We start from the raw sequence: 15,435 nt of genomic DNA, 5'->3' as shown, positions 1-15,435 counted from the left end.
GCGGAAGCCCCCCTCCTCACGCGAATGTCAACCATGGCGGGCGGATTGCAGGACGTAAATCCGCTCGTCACCATCCGGACACAACATGGATGCATGTTCATTCATGAGGCACCCTTGCCGCCTCGTGCCGGGCCGCGCACCCTGCGGACATCGTGTTGGGGAGGTTTGTGGTGAACGGAGCCGAAAGTCTGGTGCACACCCTGCTGGGCGCGGGGGTGGACACATGTTTCGCCAATCCCGGCACCAGCGAGATGCATTTCGTCGCGGCCTTGGACCGCATCCCCGGCATGCGCTGCGTGCTCGGCCTGCAGGAGAATGTCGTCACCGGCATGGCCGATGGCTATTTCCGCATGACCGGCAAGCCGGCCGCGACCCTGCTGCATTGCGGCCCCGGCCTGGCGAATGGCCTGGCCAATCTGCACAATGCGCGGCGCGCGCGTTCCGGCATGGTCAATTGCGTCGGCGACCAGGCCACCTATCACCGCCCGCTGGACGCCCAGTTGACCGCCGATACCGAGGGTTTCGCCCGGGGCGTTTCGGGTTGGGTCCGGACGGTGGAGAAGGCCACCGAAGTGGCGCGCGATGCCGCCGTGGCCGTGCAGGCGGCGCGCACCTCCCCGGGCCAGATCGCCACCCTGATCCTGCCATCGGATGTGTGCTGGGACGAGGCGCCGGATGGTGGCGCCGCGGCGCTGCCGGTGCCGGCCGCGCCGCAGGCCGATCCGCTGGCCATCCGCAACGCCGCCGATGCCCTGCGTGGCCGGAAGAACGTGCTGATCCTGCTCGGCGGCCTGGCGCTGACGCAGCAGGCGCAGGCGCTGGCCTGGCGGATTGCCCAGGCGACGGGCGCCCATGTGCTGGCCGAGATGTCGAACAGCCGTGTCGAGCGCGGCCAGGGCCGCATGCAGCTGGAGCGCGTGCCCTATCCGGTCGATCTCGCGATCGAGGCGCTGAAGCCCTACACCACCATCATCCTGGTCAACAGCAAGGCGCCGGTCGGCTTCTTCGCCTATCCCAACAAGCCTTCGCGCCATCACCGCGAGGATGCGGACATCCTGCTGCTGACGCGCTACGAGGCCGATCCGATCCAGGCGCTGACCGCGCTGGCCGATGAACTCGGCGCGCCCGCCGCCGCCTTCCTCGACCCCGGCCCCCGGCCGCAGCCCGGCCGCGGCACCCCGACGCCGGAGGGCCTGGCGCAGACCCTGGCGGCTCTGATGCCCGACAATGCCGTGGTGGCCGATGAATCGGTCTCCTTCGGCCGCGGCTTCTACAAGTTCACCCACAACGCGCCGGCGCATGACTGGCTGCACATCACCGGCGGCGCCATCGGCTGCGGCATTCCGCTGGCGACGGGCGCGGCGATTGGCGCGCCGGGGCGGCGGGTCATCAACCTCCAGGCCGATGGCTCCGGCATGTATACGCTCCAGGGCCTCTGGACCCAGGCGCGGGAGAGGCTGCCGGTGACCACCGTCATCATCTCCAACCGCAAGTACCAGATCCTGATCGGCGAGTATCACGGCGTCGGCGCCAATCCGGGCCGCACGGCGATGGACATGCTGGACCTCGGCAATCCGAACCTCGACTGGGTGAAGCTGGCCAATGGCATGGGGGTGGAAGCGGCGCGCACCAACACGCTGGAGGGCGTCGCCGACCTGATGCAGCAGAGCTTCGCCGCCGATGGCCCCTTCCTGATCGAGATGGAGGTCTGAGCCGCATGGACCTGCAACTGGCCGGCAAGCGCGTGCTCATCACCGGCGGCTCGAAGGGCATCGGCCTGGCCTGCGCCCAGGCTTTCGCGGCGGAGGGCTGCGACCTGGTTCTGGTGGGGCGGGATGCGGCGACGCTCGCCACCGCTGCGGATGCGCTGCGCGGTGCTGCGCAGATCCGAGTGGAAAGCCTGGCCGCCGATCTGTCGAAGCCGGATGAGCGGGAGAGGCTGCACGCAGCCTTCCCGGAGGTCGACATCCTGGTGAACAATGCCGGCGCCATCCCCGCTGGCCGGTTGCAGGATATCCCCTTCGCCCGCTGGCAGCAGGCCTGGGACCTGAAGGTCCTGGGCTATATCCACATGTGCCAGATGTACTACGCCGGAATGGAGGCGAAGGGCGCCGGCGTCATCCTGAACATCATCGGCATGGCCGGCCGCGCGCCGCGCATGGGCTATATCTGCGGTGGCACAGGCAATGCGGCGCTCATCGCCTTCACCTCCGCGCTCGGCGGCGCGGCGCAGGCCAGCGGCGTGCGGGTGCTGGGCATCAACCCGGCGGCGACCCGCACGGACCGGATGGAGACCCAGGCGCGGGTCAACGCCCAACTGAAGTTCGGCGATCCGGAACGCTGGGCGGAGACCTTGACCGGCCTGCCCTATGGCCGCGCCATCGAGGCTGCGGAGATCGCGGACCTGTCGGTCTTCCTGGCCTCGCCGCGGGCGGGCTATATCAACGGTACCGTGGTGGATGTGGATGGTGGTGGAATGTTTCGAGGCTGAATCAGCCTGTTCCAGTCCCCGATGAGCGTCGCCAGCCCACGGCGTGGTTGCGGCGGACAGCGGCTCATGTCACGGTCGAATCATTAAGCGCTTGTCCACATGATCCCGCGGTGGATATGGGTGGGCTGCGGCGCCAGAATGGCGCGAAGCGCGGGCGATGGGGGGCAGGACCCTCCGGCGTCGAACCGTCAAAGCCATACGGGGTGGGCCAGGGATGAGCATCCGCGCGCGATTGCTGTGGCTTGTCGCCATGGCCACGATCGTGCCCGCGCTGCTGCTGGGATACCGCTTCGTGCAGGAACGCGACGCGCAGATCCAGGCGGCCACCAGCCGCCTGGTCAACTCCGCCGAGATCGTCGCGCGTGACTTCGACAGCCGCATCCATGCCACGGGCCAGCTTCTGTATGGCCTGTCCCGCGCCCGCGACCTGCAAAGCGACAATCGCGCCGCCTGCTCGGCCTTTCTCGGCCGCGTGCTGGACCAGTATCCGCAATTCACCGGAATCCTGACCATTTCGCCGGAAGGCGCGCTGTTCTGCGATTCCCTGCAGACGGGGCGCGAACTCGACCTGCGCGACCGTTCCTATTTCCAGCAGGCGCTGACCCTGCGCCGCGGGGTCGCGCTGCAGGCGGTGTTCGGGCGATTGACGGGGCTTTCCGTGCTCCAGATCGCCCAGCCTGCCCGCACGCCGGCCGGCGACCTGGATTTCATCCTGCTCGCCTCGCTGAACCTGCGGGCGGTGGTGCGCGACAACCTCTCCCTGGTGCAGCCGAATACGGAAATCCTGATGCTGGACCAGCAGGGCACGGTGCTGGCCTGGAATGGCGCATCGGGCACCGAGGGCGGCATCGGGCGATCCCTGGCCGGCACCCCGCTCGGCGACTTCGCGCTGCTGGCGGGCGATGGGCAGACGGCCGAATTGCGGGAGGCGGATGGCCGCCGGCAAATCTGGGCGGCCGGCAGCAACCCATTGCTGGCCCAGGCGGGGCTGCGCGTGTTGGTGGGGCAGGACCGGGAAGACCTGGTCGCCACGGCGGATCAGCGGCTGCGGGAGGATCTGGCGATCCTCGCCATGCTCTCCCTGGTCCTCGGCATTTCCGTCTGGCTGATCGGGGAGGTGGCGATCCGGCGGGAGGTCGCACGGATTTCGCGCATGGCCTCGCGTCTGGGCCAGGGCGACCTGTCGGTCCGCATTCCCCCGCCGCACCCGGGGGGGAGCTCGGCGGGCTGATGGCGGTGCTGAACCGCAGCGCGGAATCGCTGCAGAACCAGCAGGAAGCGATCTCCGAACTGAACCGCAAGCTGCTCCAGGCCCAGCGGATGGAGGCGGTGGGTCAGCTCACCGGCGGGCTGGCGCATGACTTCAACAACCTGCTGACCGTCATCCTGGGCAGCGCCGAATTGCTGGCCGAGCGGCTGGAGCATGATCCGGACCTGCTGCAGCTGGCCGAGACCACCCGCGACGCGGCGGAGCGCGGCGGGGAGCTGACGCGCAGCCTGCTCGCCTTCGCCCGCCGCCAGCCGCTGGAGCCGCGGCCGGTCGATGTCGGGCAGGAGATCCAGAGGATGGAACTGCTGCTGCGCCGCACGCTGGGAGAGCGGGTGGAATGCCGCTTCGACCTGACGCCCCGCCTGCCGCCCGCCCTGGTCGATCCGGCGCAGCTTGAGGCCGCCTTGATGAACCTCGTGCTGAACGCCCGGGATGCGATGCCGGAGGGCGGCCGCATGACGCTGGAGACCGGTTTCGCGCAGATCGACGACGACTATGCCGCACGGCATGAGGAGGTGGTGGCGGGCGAATATCTGGTGGTGGCGGTGACCGACACCGGCAGCGGCATGACGTCGGAGGTGCTGGCCCAGGCCTTCGAGCCCTTCTTCACCACCAAGGAATTCGGCCGCGGCAGTGGGTTGGGCCTTTCCATGGTCTATGGCTTCGTCAAGCAATCCAATGGCCATGTGAAGATCTATTCCGAGCCCGGCCACGGCACCACGGTGAAGCTCTATCTGCCGCGGGCGGCGGCGGCCGGCGTGCCACGCCCGATGAATCCCGGCCGGCCCGCGCGGCTGCGCGGCGGCACCGAATCGGTGCTGGTGGTCGAGGATGACGAAATGGTCCGCACCCATGTGGTGGGGGAGCTGACGCTGCTCGGCTACCGGGTGCTGGCCGCGCGCAACGGCGTCACGGCCATGGAGATCCTGCGCAGCGAGGTGCTGATCGATGTGCTGTTCACCGATGTGGTGATGCCCGGCGGCATCTCCGGCCCCCAGCTTGCCGAGGCCGCGCTGCTGCTGCGGCCGGGGCTGCGCGTGCTGTACACCTCCGGCTACACGGAGAACGCCGTGGTGCATCACGGCCGGCTGGACCCGGGCGTGGTGCTGCTCAGCAAGCCCTATCGCCGCCAGGAACTGGCGGAGAAGCTGCGCTACGTGCTGCGGCCGGAGGGCTGAGCGGCGCATGTCACGACGTGATTGGCTGATCCTGGCCGGCCTTCTGGTGGCGGCGCTCTGGACCGGCTGGCCCCGGCTTCGGGAGACGCCGGTCGGGCGCTACCTGGCCGGGGAGAGTCCCAGCTGCTGCGGCCGGGCGGGAGGCGGCGGCTTCAGACCCTCTCGATAGCGGCGCCCACGGCCGAAAGCTTGCGCTCCAGCGCCTCATAGCCCCGGTCGAGGTGGTAGACGCGGTTGACGATGGTCTCCCCCTCCGCCGCCAGCCCGGCCAGCACCAGGGAGACGGAGGCGCGCAGGTCGGTCGCCATCACCGGGGCGCCGGAGAGCTTCGGCACGCCGCGCACGATGGCGGACTGGCCGTGATACTTGATGCGGGCGCCCATGCGGGTCAGCTCCGGCACATGCATGAAGCGGTTCTCGAAGATCGTCTCGGTGATCATGCTGGCGCCCTCGGCCACGCACATCAGCGCCATGAACTGGGCCTGCATGTCGGTGGCGAAGCCGGGGAAGGGCTCGGTCATCACATCGGCGCCGCGCAGCCCGTTCTTCCGGGTGATGCGCAGCCCGGCGGTTTCCTCCGCCACATCCACCCCGCATTCCCGCATGGTCCGCACCACGGCGCCGAGGTCGACCATCCGCGCGCCCTCCAGCAGCACGGAGCCGCCGGTGATGGCGGCGGCGCAGGCATAGGTGCCGGCCTCGATCCGGTCCGGGATGATCGGGTGGGTGGCGGCGCCCAGGCGCTTCACACCCTCGATCACCAGGCGGTCGGTGCCGATGCCCTCGATCCGCGCGCCCATGCGCATCAGGCACATGGCCAGGTCGCCGATCTCCGGCTCCCGCGCCGCGTTCACCAGCTCGGTCGTGCCCTCGGCCAAAGTGGCGGCCATCAGCAGGTTCTCGGTGGCGCCGACGCTGACCTGGGGGAAGATGATGGTGGCGCCGCGCAGGCCCTTTGGCGCCTTCGCATGCATGTAGCCGCCTTCCAGGTCGAAGACGGCGCCCATCTGCTCCAGCCCCTTGATGTGCAGGTCGACCGGGCGCGTGCCGATGGCGCAGCCGCCGGGCAGCGAGACCCGCGCCTCCCCGAATCGCGCCACCAGCGGGCCCATGACCAGGACGGAGGCGCGCATCTTGCGCACCAGGTCATAGGGCGCCTCCAGGTTCTCGGCGGCGCCGGACAGCACGAGGCGGCGCTGCGCCTTGTCGTGCTCCACCTTCATGCCGTGCTGGATCAGCAGGGCGCGCATGGTGGCGATATCCGCCAGGTCCGGCGCGTTTTCCAGCGTCAGCGGCCCGTCGGAGAGCAGGCCGGCGGCCATCAGGGGCAGCGTGGCGTTCTTGGCGCCACCGATCGGGATATTGCCCGAGAGCGGCTTGCCGCCGCGGATGCGGATGCGGTCCATCAGAGGTACTTTCCTGGCCGGATCATCAGAACAAGGCGGGTGCCCGAAGGGCAACCGAGGCCCCGGATGGGGCCCGCGGCACGTGCCGCGTACTTCAAAGTTTCGGCAACGAGACGCCGCGCTGGCCCATGTATTTGCCCTTCCGGTCGGCATAGCTGACCTCGGGTGGGGCGCTGCCTTGCAGGAACAGGAACTGGCAGATGCCCTCATTGGCATAGATGCGGGCGGGCAGGGGCGTGGTGTTGCTGATCTCGATGGTCACCTGGCCTTCCCATTCAGGCTCCAGCGGCGTGACGTTCACGATCAGCCCGCAGCGCGCATAGGTGGACTTGCCGAGGCAGATCACCAGCACATCGCGCGGGATGCGGAAGTATTCGATGGTGTGGCAGAGGACAAAGCTGTTCGGCGGGATGATGCAGGTCTCCCCGCGCCGGGTGACGAAGCCCTGGTCCGAGAACACCTTCGGATCGACCACCGCATTGTCGACATTCGTAAAAATCTTGAACTCGTCGGCGAGGCGCGCGTCGTAGCCGTAGCTGGACAGGCCGTAGGAGATCACCCCCTCCCGCCGCTGGGATTCGACGAAGGGCTCGATCATCGCCGCATCCTGCGCCATGCGGCGGATCCAGGTGTCGGGCATGATGGACATGGGGCAGCGGCCTTCGGGCAACGGGAGGGCCGGGTTACCCGATGCGGGCGCGGGCGTCCAATCCGGCGCGGCTCAGTCCTGCTCCTCCGCCGCCGGCCTGGCGGGCTGATCGGCGCGGGCGCGCGCCTGGGCCTTGCGGCGGCGCAGGTTCTCCCGCAGCGCGGCGGCCAGCCGCGCTTCCCGCGCAAGCTGCGCCGCTGACTTGACCGGTGGCGTGGGGTCCGGCGGTGTGTCCATGCAAGGGGAGGAACCGCGCCGGGCGCGGTGGGTCAAGCCCTGGATTGCCTGGTGCATCGCCCCGCCGCGCGACGTGACCCCAGGGCCGGCGTCCTCCTCGAAAGCGGCGCGTCAGTCGATGCGGATCCCCGCCGCCTGCACCACCGCCGCCCAGCGCTGGACCTCGGCCGCGACGAAGGCGCTGTATTCCGGCGCGGTCATGCGGCGCGGCGTGGCACCGGTCTCGATCAGCTTGGCGGCGATATCGGGTGTCGCCAGCGCCGCCAGCACCTCCGCATTCACCCGGTTGACGATGGCGGGCGGCGTATTGGCGGCGGCCGAAAGGCCGAACCAGGTGGAGGCGACGAGGTCCGGGTGACCGAGTTCCTTGAAGGTGGGCAGGTCCGGCCAGCCCGGGACCCGCGCATCCGCCGTCACTGCCAGCAGGCGGAAGCGTTCGTTGCGCCCGGCCTCGACCAGGGTGGTGATCATGGATTCCAGCGCGCCGCCGGCCACGTCGTTCATCATCGGTCCGCTGCCGCGATAGGGCACATGGGTCGTCTCGATGCCGGCGGAGCGCTGCAGGATCGCTTGCTTGGCGTGGGAGGAGGTGCCATTGCCCGGCGAGCCGACATTCAGCCCCGGCCGCGCCTTCGCCGCGGTGATGAAGTCCGCCAGGCTGCGGATCGGGCTGCTGACATTCACCGCGAGGACGGAGGGAATCTCCGCCAGCAGCGCCACATGCGCGAAATCGGTGACGGAGTTGTAGGGCATGCTGCGATAGACGCTGGGCGCCACCCCGAAGCTCGCGATGTTGGAGACGATGAGCATGAGCCCATCCGGCGCGCTTTTCGCCACCAGGTCGGAGCCCAGCGTGCCGCCGGCGCCGGCGCGATTCTCGACCACGAAGGTCTGGCCGAAGACGGTGCTCAGCCGGGCGCTGACGAGGCGGGCGATGAAGTCGGTGGTGCCGCCGGGGGGGAAGGGCACGATCACCCGCACCGGGCGCGCCGGATAGCCTGCCTGCGCCAAGGCGAGGGAGGGGGCGGCGAGGGCGCCGGGCAGCAGGGACAGCAGGTGGCGGCGACGCATGGGTGATCCTCCGGTCGGGCAGGCGGGGCGTGGCAGTTAGCCCCGGGCGGGCCTGACGGACAAGCGAGTTGTATGCCAGTTTGCCGCCGCGGAGCGGAGCCCGTGCGTCGAGGCGCCAAGGAGCAAGGTCAGGATGACAGTCGAATACGCCCCGCGCGGGCTGGTGGGCGTGCTGACGCCGCAGGCGAATACGACGGTGGAGCCGGAATTCGCCATGCTCTGGCCGCCCGGCGTGGCCATGCTGAATGCCCGCATGACCAGCACCAAGCCGACCATCATCGCCCGCCTGCTGGATTATCTCCGGGACCTTCCAGGGGCCGCCGCGCAATTCGCCAATGCGCCGATCGATGCCATCGCCTTCGCCTGCACCGGCGCCAGCTACTATGCCGGCGTGGCGGAGGAGGATGCGCTGGTGGCGCGGATGCAGGATGCGCTGGGCATTCCCGTCATCACCGCGGCGCTGGCGGTGTGGGACGCGTTCCAGGCCGTGGGGGCGGAACGCATCGGGCTGGTCTCGCCCTATCCGGACGACCTGACGGAGGCCGCGGTGGGCTACTGGACCGCGCGCGGCTTCGACGTGACGGAGGTTTCGCGGGGCGCCATGGCCGATGGCAGCTTTCATCCGATCTACGCCATGACGGCACAGGGCGCGGCGGCGGCCCTGGCCGCGCTGCCGGCGGGGAATGTCCAGGCGGTCGCCATGCTCGGCACCGGCATGCCGACGCTGGGGCCGATCCTGGGGCAGCCTTTCGTGGGGGAGGCGCCCGTCACCTCCTGCATGCATGCCCTCGCCTGGCGCAGCGTCTGCGCCGTGACGAAGACAGCGCCCTCGGCGGAGAATTTCCTGGCCTGGGTGCGCGGGGAGGGCTGGGGCGCGCGCTACCGCGAACGCATGGGCGGCTGAACCCAGCCGCCCATCGGGAGATCAGGCCCGCAGCGAATTCGGCACGCGGCCGCCATTCTCCGCCAGCTTGGTCATCACCTGGCGATGCAGCCACAGGTTCATCGTGGCCGTATCGGCCATGTCGCCCGTGTAGCGCAGTTCCTTCGCCAGGTCGCGACGCGCGTCCTGCGTGCTGTCGAGGCCCAGCAGCTTCAGCAGGTCGACGATGGACCGCCGCCAATCCAGCTTCTGCTTGGAGGCGGCGGCCATCTGCATCAGGACGACTTCCACATCCACCTGCGCGATGGGCGTGGTGGCCGTCGTGGTGGTGCCGGCCGGCGTGGCGGCGGCGGCGGCGTCGCGATCGCCGAAGATCTTGGTCAGAATCGATTTGAAGATACTCAAGCCCATGCTCCCGAGGCCAAGGCGGCCATTCGGGGCTTCAACGCGGCAGGATGCGTTTGGTTCGTTCGTCTAATGGTTCGATACCAACCAATCCCGCAGCAGCGCATCGGTCTCCGCCGCCGCCTCATAGGCCACCCAATGCCCGGCGCCGGGCACCACGGCCACGCGCGCGCCCGGCCGGGCCTCCAGCAGTGCATCGATGCGAAGCTGGAGATTGGGCCAGGCCACGGCATCGCGCTCCCCCCAGATGGCATTGACGGGCACGCCGATGGCGGCGGCCAGGGCTTCCTTCAGATTGCCGCTGGGCGCGAATTGGCGGCTGCGCAGGCGGGCGGCCTGGGAATTGATCTCCTGGATCTCCAGCGCCAGCGCGTCGATTTTCTGCGGGTCCGCGAACATCAGGCTCGCCAGGTTGTGGCGGTGTGCCGCCACCTTCTCCGCGCCCTGCTTGTCCCGCACCTTGACCAGATGCGTCGGGCTGCGCGGCGTGCCCAGCGCGCCGGCGCCGCAGATGGTGACGCTGCGCAGCCGGGGCGCCAGCAGCCGCGCCACATGGCCGCTGGTGATGGCGCCGAAGGAAAAGCCGACGAGGTCCATCGCCGCCGTATCCGGCACGATCCGCTTCAGCCCCTCCACCAGCACGCCGGCGATGGTCGCGGGGTCCTGCGGCTCCGGCGGATCGTCGCTTTCGCCCAGGCCGGGGATATCGGGCGCGATCACCATGCGCTGCGCCGCCAGCCAGGGAATCTGCTTCACCCAATGCCGCCAGGACCCGCTGCCGCCATGCAGCAGCATCACCGGCGTGCCGCCCGAGGCATTCCATATCCGCCAGACCATGCGGCCACTGCCGCTCGGGGTTTCGACCTTCGTGGCCTGGGCATCCAACTCGGCAAGCATCAATAACATCCAGTCTCAGTAGCTTCGGGGAAGTCCGAGAACGCGCTCGGCGATGTAGCAGAGCACGAGCTGCGGGCTGACCGGGGCGATGCGCGGGATCAGGCTTTCGCGCAGCAGGCGTTCCAGATGGAATTCCTGCGCATAGCCATAGCCGCCCAGCGTCATCACCGCCTGCTGGCAGGCGTTGAATCCGGCCTCCCCGGCCAGGTATTTCGCCGCATTCGCTTCCGCGCCGCAATCCAGCCCCTGGTCGTAGCGCCAGGCCGCCTGCATCACCATCAGCCGCGCCGCCTCCAACTGCATCCAGCATTGCGCCAGCGGATGCTGGATCGCCTGGTTGCGGCCGATGGGGCGGCCGAAGACCACGCGTTCCTTGGCGTAGGCGCTGGCCCGGGCGATGGCGGCATGGCCGATGCCCACGGCCTCCGCCGCGACCAGGATGCGCTCGGGATTCATGCCGTGCAGGATGTAGGCGAAGCCCTGGCCTTCCGCGCCGATGCGATCCTCCAGCGGCACTTCCAGCCCGTCGATGAAGAGCTCGTTCGAATCGACGGCGTGGCGGCCCATCTTCGGAATCTCGCGCACCTGGACCTTGCTGCGGTCGAGCTTGGTGTAGAACAGCGACAGGCCCTCGCTGCGCTTCTTCACCTGCTCCAGCGGCGTGGTGCGGGCCAGCAGCAGCACGCGGTCGGCGACCTGCGCGGTGCTGATCCAGACCTTCTGGCCATGCACGACATAGCCGTCGCCGCGCCGCTCCGCGAAGGTTTTCAGCTGTGTGGTGTCGAGGCCCGTATTCGGCTCCGTCACCGCGAAACAGGCCTTTTCGGTGCCTGCGATCAATGGCGGCAACATCCGATCCTGCTGCGCTTCGGAGCCATGCACCACCACGGGCATGGGCCCGAAGATGTTCATGTGGATGGCGGAGGCGCCGGACATGGCGGCGCCGGATTGCGCCACCGCCTGCATCATGATCGCCGCCTCCGTCACGCCGAGCCCGGCGCCACCCACCCGTTCCGGCATGCAGATGCCGAGCCAGCCGTCGCGGGCCATGGCCTGGTGGAACTCGACCGGAAAGCGGTGGCCGCGATCCGCCGCCAGCCAATAGGCATCGTCGAAGCCGGCGCAGATGCGGGCGACCGCGTCATGCAGCGCCTGCTGCGCCTCGGTCAGGGCGAAATCCATGGGTGTCTGTCTCCTCCGCGCGCAGCGTGCCAAGCTGCGGGCGAAGCGCAACCCCGCCAGGACCGCCGTGCCCCTTTTCGCCCCGACTGACTTCCTGATTCCGCCCGACCTGATCCATGTCTGCGCCGGCGGCCAGACCCCGGTGCCGCATGCCCAGGGCGCCGCGCTGGCGCGCTATGCGCTGGACAAATCCACCGGCCCGGCCGGCCGCGCCCGCATGGATGCGGAGGTCGACCGCCTGCGCGCCCGGCTCGCGGCCTTCTGGTCCGTGGCGACGCCGGATATCGGGCTCGTCTCCTCGGTGGCCGAGGGCATGTCGATGCTGGTCGAGAGCCTGGATTGGCGGGAGGGCGACAATGTCGTGCTCGATGCCCATGAATACCCCTCCATCGCCCTGCCGATGGCGATGCGTCGCGGCGTGACCCTGCGCCACGTGCCGATCATGGACGCGGATGCGGTGGCGGCGGCGGTGGATGCGCGCACGCGGATGGTGGCGGCCAGCGCCGCGTCCTATTTCGATGCCAGCCGGCCGGATCTGGCGCCGCTGCGGGCGGCGGCGGATCGCGTCGGCGCGCTGCTGGTGGTGGACTATACCCAGGCGAGCGGCTGGCTACCGGTGGAGGCCGGAATCGCCGATTTCGCCTTCGCCGCCTGCTACAAATGGATGCTGGGCGGCACCGGCCTCGCCATCGCCTATTGGAACCGGGCGCGGCAGCCGGGCTGGGCGCCGGCGACGGCGGGCTGGTATTCGGTGGCGGACGATGCCTCCAACGAATACCGCAGCGCGCCGCCGCTGCGGCCGGATGCCAATCGCTTCACCCGAGGCAATCCGGCGCATCTGCCGGCCTATGCCTTGCAGGCGGCGATGGATCTGCACGAAAGCCTGCCGCGCGGCGCCATGCAGGCGCATGTGCAGGGTCTGACCACGGCATTGCTGGCACGGCTGGACCAGGCCGGCATTCCGAGCATCACCCCGCCCGACCCGGCGCGGCACGGCGCCAGCGTCTGCATCGCCCATCCCCGCGCGTCCCGCATCGTGGCCGCCATGGCGGAGCGGAACGTGCTGACGTGGAACGGCCGCGGCCGCATCCGCATCAGCTTCCACGGCTACAACGACCTTTCTCAAATTGACCCCATCATGGGCGCGCTCACCGCCGCGCTGGCTGACTGAGGACCGGAAAAAGATGCTGCAAGCACCGCCCGCCGAACCCGGGATGCGCGAGGAGGAGGTTGATACCCCCGCGCTGCTGCTCGACCTCGATGCCTTCGAGCACAACCTCGACACCATGGCGGCGATCCTGGCGCCGACCGGCGCGAAGCTGCGTGCCCATGCCAAGACACATAAATCCCCGATCATCGCCCTGCAGCAGATGAAGCGCGGCGCCATCGGCCAATGCGTGCAGAAGGTGGCGGAGGCCGAGGCGCTGGCCTGGGGCGGCGTGCCGGACATCCTGGTGAGCAACGAGGTGATCGCGCCGCGCAAGCTGGCCCGCCTCGCCGCTTTGTCCGGCCTGGCGAAGGTCGCCGTCTGCGCCGATGGCGAACACGGCATCGCCGCCATCGAATCCGCGGCCGAGGCCGCCGGCCTGCGCATGACCGTGCTGGTCGAGATCGATTGCGGCGGCGGCCGCTGCGGCGTGGCGCCGGGGCCGGAGGCGGTGGCGCTGGCCGAGCGCATCGCCGGCAGCCGCCACCTGATCTTCGGCGGGCTGCAATCCTATCACGGCAGCGCCCAGCACTACCGCACGCCGGCCCAGCGCCAGCAGGCCATCGGCGCGGCGGCGGACGGCACGCGGCGCACGGTCGAACAGCTGCGTCAGCGCGGGCTGGACTGCGCCATCGTCGGCGGCGCCGGCACCGGCACCTTCCGCAACGAGCTGGCGAGCGGCGTCTGGAACGAGATCCAGGCCGGCTCCTATGCCTTCATGGATGCCGATTACGGCCGCAACGACGACCCGCCGCCCTTCCGCCAGTCCCTGTTCGTGCTGGCCCAGGTGATGTCGGCGCCGCGCCCGGGCCTCGCGGTGGTGGATGCCGGGCACAAGGCGGTGGCGATCGACAGCGGCCCGCCGCTGGTGCACGGCTTCCCGGGCGTGACCTATGCCGGCGCCTCGGATGAGCATGGGACGCTGAAGGCGGAAGACCCCTCGGCCCTGCCGCGCCTCGGCCAGTCCGTGCGGCTGGTGCCGGGCCATTGCGACCCGACGGTGGATCGCCACGATTGGTATGTCGGGGTGCGCAAGGGCCGGGTGGAATGCCTCTGGCCGGTGGCGGCGCGGGGCGGCATGGCCTGAGGACGGAAGGACAAGGGCGGGTGCGTCCGGCGTCGACTGACCGCGCCGGCTGCGCCCCGCCCTGCTTTACCGGTTTCGTTTCCGGGATTAGTAAGCCGGCCCGGCTGTCTGGGTCGTCTGCATGCTGAAGCTGGCGTTTCTGTTGATTGGGCCGGCATCCTTCCGAGCCCACTGGTCCGCCATCTCGGTCCTCGGCGGCAGCCTCATCCTCCTGGCCATCCTGATCGCCGCCAATGTCGTGCCGGCCTTCGCCGAGATTGCCGGCGCGCTGCTCGGCCTGGCCTTCGCCGCCTATGGCGCGGCTGCGCTGGCCGGGGCGCTCGCCGCCCGGCAGCGCGGGGCGGAGCGTCTCGCCTGGGTGTTGCCGGCGGCCTCCGTCCTCATGGGCCTGCTGCTGATCCTGGCGCCCTTCCAGAGCGACCTGGCGCTGGGCTGGCTGCTCGCCATCCTCTTCCTGACCGATGCCATCGGGCGCGTGGTGCCGGCGCTGGTCGGCAAGTTCCGCGGCTGGCGCCTGCATGTGGCGATCGCTGCGGCGGAGGTGCTGCTGGCGGCCATGCTGATCCTGAACTGGCCGCTGCCGCGCAGCCAGAACATCCCCCTCTGCATCGGCGCCTTCCTCGGCCTGGCCGGCTGGCTGCTGCTGCGGCTGGGCGTCATGCTGCGGAACCTGGAGGAGGAGGTGGCGATCCTGATGCTGCCGATCTTCGCCGGTCGCGGCTGGTACGAGCATGCGCCGATCCTGGTGGATGACGACACGCCGCCGGGCCGCAGCGAGACGCCGCTGCTGATCCGCGTCTGGACACCGCGCGGCTGCGCCGTCGACACCGAGCGCATGCCGATCGTGGACCGCTATTTCGGTGCGGTGAATCCCGATGGCAGCATCTCCACCGGCCATTCCTCGCTGGAAATGGCGCCGGACGTCTATATCAGCCACTACCCGGTGGAGGAGAGGACACGCTCCCGCGACCATTTCCTGCATGCGCTCAGTGCCAGCACGGACAATGATGCGCCGGGCATCTTCCAGCCCTCCTATGCGGTGGAGGTCGCCAACTGGGTGGAGGCGGACCAGGAGGTGCGCTTCCACACCTACAATGCCCGCCGGCTGCGCGCCTTCTGGATCGGCTACCGGCAGGACACGCTCTACAACGTGGTCAACCGCAACTGCTCCACCGTCATCGCCGGGGCGCTGGATGCGGCGCTGGAGGGCGTGCTGGCCACGCCACATCCCTGGCGGCGGCTGCTTGGCCTGCTGCTGAACCCCGACCTGTGGCTGGCCGCGCTGATGCGGGTGCGGGCGGATTCCGCCACCTGGACGCCGGGATTCCTGCTGGACTACGTCGTGCCGCTGTCGCGCATCGTCGACCGGCCGGAGCTTTCCTGGTCCGCCCGCTTCGCCTGGTTCCTTTCGCGCTTCCGCCGCAGCATGCGGGATTCGGTGCCGGAGGCGGGGCGCCCGGAGGCGGCCTAGT

General features: G+C 69.7%; 15 protein-coding genes. 8 read left to right on the top strand and 7 right to left on the bottom strand.

The features are described 5' to 3' along the window. Nucleotides 1-170 precede the first annotated feature (170 nt). The 4 genes from JJQ90_RS05165 (at nucleotide 171) to JJQ90_RS05150 (ending at nucleotide 4,939) form a co-directional block, all read left to right on the top strand. The gene (locus tag JJQ90_RS05165) at nucleotides 171-1,712 is read left to right on the top strand and encodes an acetolactate synthase large subunit (protein WP_216873377.1); all 1,542 of its coding nucleotides are present in this window, start codon (nucleotides 171-173) and stop codon (nucleotides 1,710-1,712) included. Between the two features lie 5 nt (nucleotides 1,713-1,717). Beyond that, entirely contained in the window at nucleotides 1,718-2,491 is a 774-nt protein-coding gene (locus JJQ90_RS05160; RefSeq protein WP_216873376.1) for a short-chain dehydrogenase/reductase, read from the top strand. Between the two features lie 214 nt (nucleotides 2,492-2,705). Continuing rightward, nucleotides 2,706-3,722 carry a PDC sensor domain-containing protein gene (locus JJQ90_RS05155; protein ID WP_216873375.1) on the top strand — a complete coding sequence of 339 codons (1,017 nt, stop codon included), beginning with the start codon at nucleotides 2,706-2,708 and terminating at the stop codon, nucleotides 3,720-3,722. After that, nucleotides 3,722-4,939, top strand: coding sequence for an ATP-binding protein (locus JJQ90_RS05150; RefSeq protein ID WP_216873374.1), 1,218 nt, complete (start codon nucleotides 3,722-3,724; stop codon nucleotides 4,937-4,939). The genes JJQ90_RS05155 and JJQ90_RS05150 overlap by 1 nt, the downstream gene beginning before the upstream one ends. A gap of 152 nt (nucleotides 4,940-5,091) precedes the next feature. On the opposite strand, the gene murA is transcribed toward JJQ90_RS05150, so the two are convergent. The 4 genes from murA to JJQ90_RS05130 form a co-directional block, all read right to left on the bottom strand. After that, nucleotides 5,092-6,345 carry a UDP-N-acetylglucosamine 1-carboxyvinyltransferase gene (gene murA / locus JJQ90_RS05145; protein ID WP_216873373.1) on the bottom strand — a complete coding sequence of 418 codons (1,254 nt, stop codon included), beginning with the start codon at nucleotides 6,343-6,345 and terminating at the stop codon, nucleotides 5,092-5,094. 94 nt (nucleotides 6,346-6,439) lie between these two features. Beyond that, the gene (gene dcd / locus JJQ90_RS05140) at nucleotides 6,440-6,994 is read right to left on the bottom strand and encodes a dCTP deaminase (RefSeq protein WP_216873372.1); all 555 of its coding nucleotides are present in this window, start codon (nucleotides 6,992-6,994) and stop codon (nucleotides 6,440-6,442) included. Nucleotides 6,995-7,066: 72 nt separating this feature from the next. Next, on the bottom strand, nucleotides 7,067-7,231 hold the full coding sequence (locus JJQ90_RS05135) for a hypothetical protein (RefSeq protein WP_216873371.1): 165 nt from the start codon (nucleotides 7,229-7,231) through the stop codon (nucleotides 7,067-7,069). A 111-nt stretch (nucleotides 7,232-7,342) separates the two neighbouring features. Beyond that, entirely contained in the window at nucleotides 7,343-8,302 is a 960-nt protein-coding gene (locus JJQ90_RS05130) for a Bug family tripartite tricarboxylate transporter substrate binding protein (RefSeq protein WP_216873370.1), read from the bottom strand. A gap of 133 nt (nucleotides 8,303-8,435) precedes the next feature. Between JJQ90_RS05130 and JJQ90_RS05125 the strand changes: the two genes are divergently transcribed. After that, nucleotides 8,436-9,206, top strand: coding sequence for a maleate cis-trans isomerase family protein (locus JJQ90_RS05125; RefSeq protein WP_216873369.1), 771 nt, complete (start codon nucleotides 8,436-8,438; stop codon nucleotides 9,204-9,206). A gap of 21 nt (nucleotides 9,207-9,227) precedes the next feature. Here JJQ90_RS05125 and JJQ90_RS05120 read toward each other — a convergent pair whose 3' ends face one another. The 3 genes from JJQ90_RS05120 to JJQ90_RS05110 all read right to left on the bottom strand — a co-directional run bounded on the left by JJQ90_RS05120 (nucleotide 9,228) and on the right by JJQ90_RS05110 (nucleotide 11,669). Beyond that, nucleotides 9,228-9,590, bottom strand: coding sequence for a DUF3597 domain-containing protein (locus tag JJQ90_RS05120; protein ID WP_230410339.1), 363 nt, complete (start codon nucleotides 9,588-9,590; stop codon nucleotides 9,228-9,230). A 69-nt stretch (nucleotides 9,591-9,659) separates the two neighbouring features. Then, nucleotides 9,660-10,496, bottom strand: a complete 837-nt coding sequence (locus JJQ90_RS05115; RefSeq protein WP_216873367.1) for an alpha/beta fold hydrolase — start codon at nucleotides 10,494-10,496, stop codon at nucleotides 9,660-9,662. A gap of 6 nt (nucleotides 10,497-10,502) precedes the next feature. Further along, complete coding sequence (locus JJQ90_RS05110; RefSeq protein WP_216873366.1) at nucleotides 10,503-11,669, bottom strand: acyl-CoA dehydrogenase family protein; 1,167 nt, start codon at nucleotides 11,667-11,669, stop codon at nucleotides 10,503-10,505. Here JJQ90_RS05110 and JJQ90_RS05105 point away from each other — a divergent pair. The 3 genes from JJQ90_RS05105 (at nucleotide 11,668) to JJQ90_RS05095 (ending at nucleotide 15,434) form a co-directional block, all read left to right on the top strand. Further along, nucleotides 11,668-12,840: an aminotransferase class V-fold PLP-dependent enzyme gene (locus tag JJQ90_RS05105; protein WP_216873365.1), complete on the top strand. Its 1,173-nt coding sequence runs from the start codon at nucleotides 11,668-11,670 to the stop codon at nucleotides 12,838-12,840. The two genes, JJQ90_RS05110 and JJQ90_RS05105, sit on opposite strands and share 2 nt — an antisense overlap. Nucleotides 12,841-12,853: 13 nt before the next feature. Then, complete coding sequence (locus JJQ90_RS05100) at nucleotides 12,854-13,963, top strand: DSD1 family PLP-dependent enzyme (RefSeq protein WP_216873364.1); 1,110 nt, start codon at nucleotides 12,854-12,856, stop codon at nucleotides 13,961-13,963. 121 nt (nucleotides 13,964-14,084) lie between these two features. Continuing rightward, the gene (locus JJQ90_RS05095; RefSeq protein WP_216873363.1) at nucleotides 14,085-15,434 is read left to right on the top strand and encodes an HdeD family acid-resistance protein; all 1,350 of its coding nucleotides are present in this window, start codon (nucleotides 14,085-14,087) and stop codon (nucleotides 15,432-15,434) included. Nucleotide 15,435: the final 1 nt, after the last annotated feature.

Source organism: Falsiroseomonas oleicola (genome assembly GCF_019029495.1).
GTDB classification, from domain to species: Bacteria; Pseudomonadota; Alphaproteobacteria; order Acetobacterales; family Acetobacteraceae; genus Falsiroseomonas; species Falsiroseomonas oleicola.
The sequence above is the reverse complement of the archived record's forward strand: the minus strand, read 5'-3'. Positions and strand labels throughout refer to the sequence as shown.

Excerpts from the sequence above, each read along its gene's own strand:
- JJQ90_RS05160 (WP_216873376.1), top strand. The coding sequence starts at position 1,718 with ATGGACCTGCAACTGGCCGGCAAGCGCGTGCTCATCACCGGCGGCTCG.
- JJQ90_RS05155 (WP_216873375.1), top strand. The coding sequence starts at position 2,706 with ATGAGCATCCGCGCGCGATTGCTGTGGCTTGTCGCCATGGCCACGATC.
- JJQ90_RS05150 (WP_216873374.1), top strand. The coding sequence starts at position 3,722 with ATGGCGGTGCTGAACCGCAGCGCGGAATCGCTGCAGAACCAGCAGGAA.
- murA (WP_216873373.1), bottom strand. The coding sequence starts at position 6,345 with ATGGACCGCATCCGCATCCGCGGCGGCAAGCCGCTCTCGGGCAATATC.
- dcd (WP_216873372.1), bottom strand. The coding sequence starts at position 6,994 with ATGTCCATCATGCCCGACACCTGGATCCGCCGCATGGCGCAGGATGCG.
- JJQ90_RS05135 (WP_216873371.1), bottom strand. The coding sequence starts at position 7,231 with ATGGACACACCGCCGGACCCCACGCCACCGGTCAAGTCAGCGGCGCAG.
- JJQ90_RS05130 (WP_216873370.1), bottom strand. The coding sequence starts at position 8,302 with ATGCGTCGCCGCCACCTGCTGTCCCTGCTGCCCGGCGCCCTCGCCGCC.
- JJQ90_RS05125 (WP_216873369.1), top strand. The coding sequence starts at position 8,436 with ATGACAGTCGAATACGCCCCGCGCGGGCTGGTGGGCGTGCTGACGCCG.
- JJQ90_RS05115 (WP_216873367.1), bottom strand. The coding sequence starts at position 10,496 with ATGTTATTGATGCTTGCCGAGTTGGATGCCCAGGCCACGAAGGTCGAA.
- JJQ90_RS05105 (WP_216873365.1), top strand. The coding sequence starts at position 11,668 with ATGGGTGTCTGTCTCCTCCGCGCGCAGCGTGCCAAGCTGCGGGCGAAG.
- JJQ90_RS05110 (WP_216873366.1), bottom strand. The coding sequence starts at position 11,669 with ATGGATTTCGCCCTGACCGAGGCGCAGCAGGCGCTGCATGACGCGGTC.
- JJQ90_RS05100 (WP_216873364.1), top strand. The coding sequence starts at position 12,854 with ATGCTGCAAGCACCGCCCGCCGAACCCGGGATGCGCGAGGAGGAGGTT.
- JJQ90_RS05095 (WP_216873363.1), top strand. The coding sequence starts at position 14,085 with ATGCTGAAGCTGGCGTTTCTGTTGATTGGGCCGGCATCCTTCCGAGCC.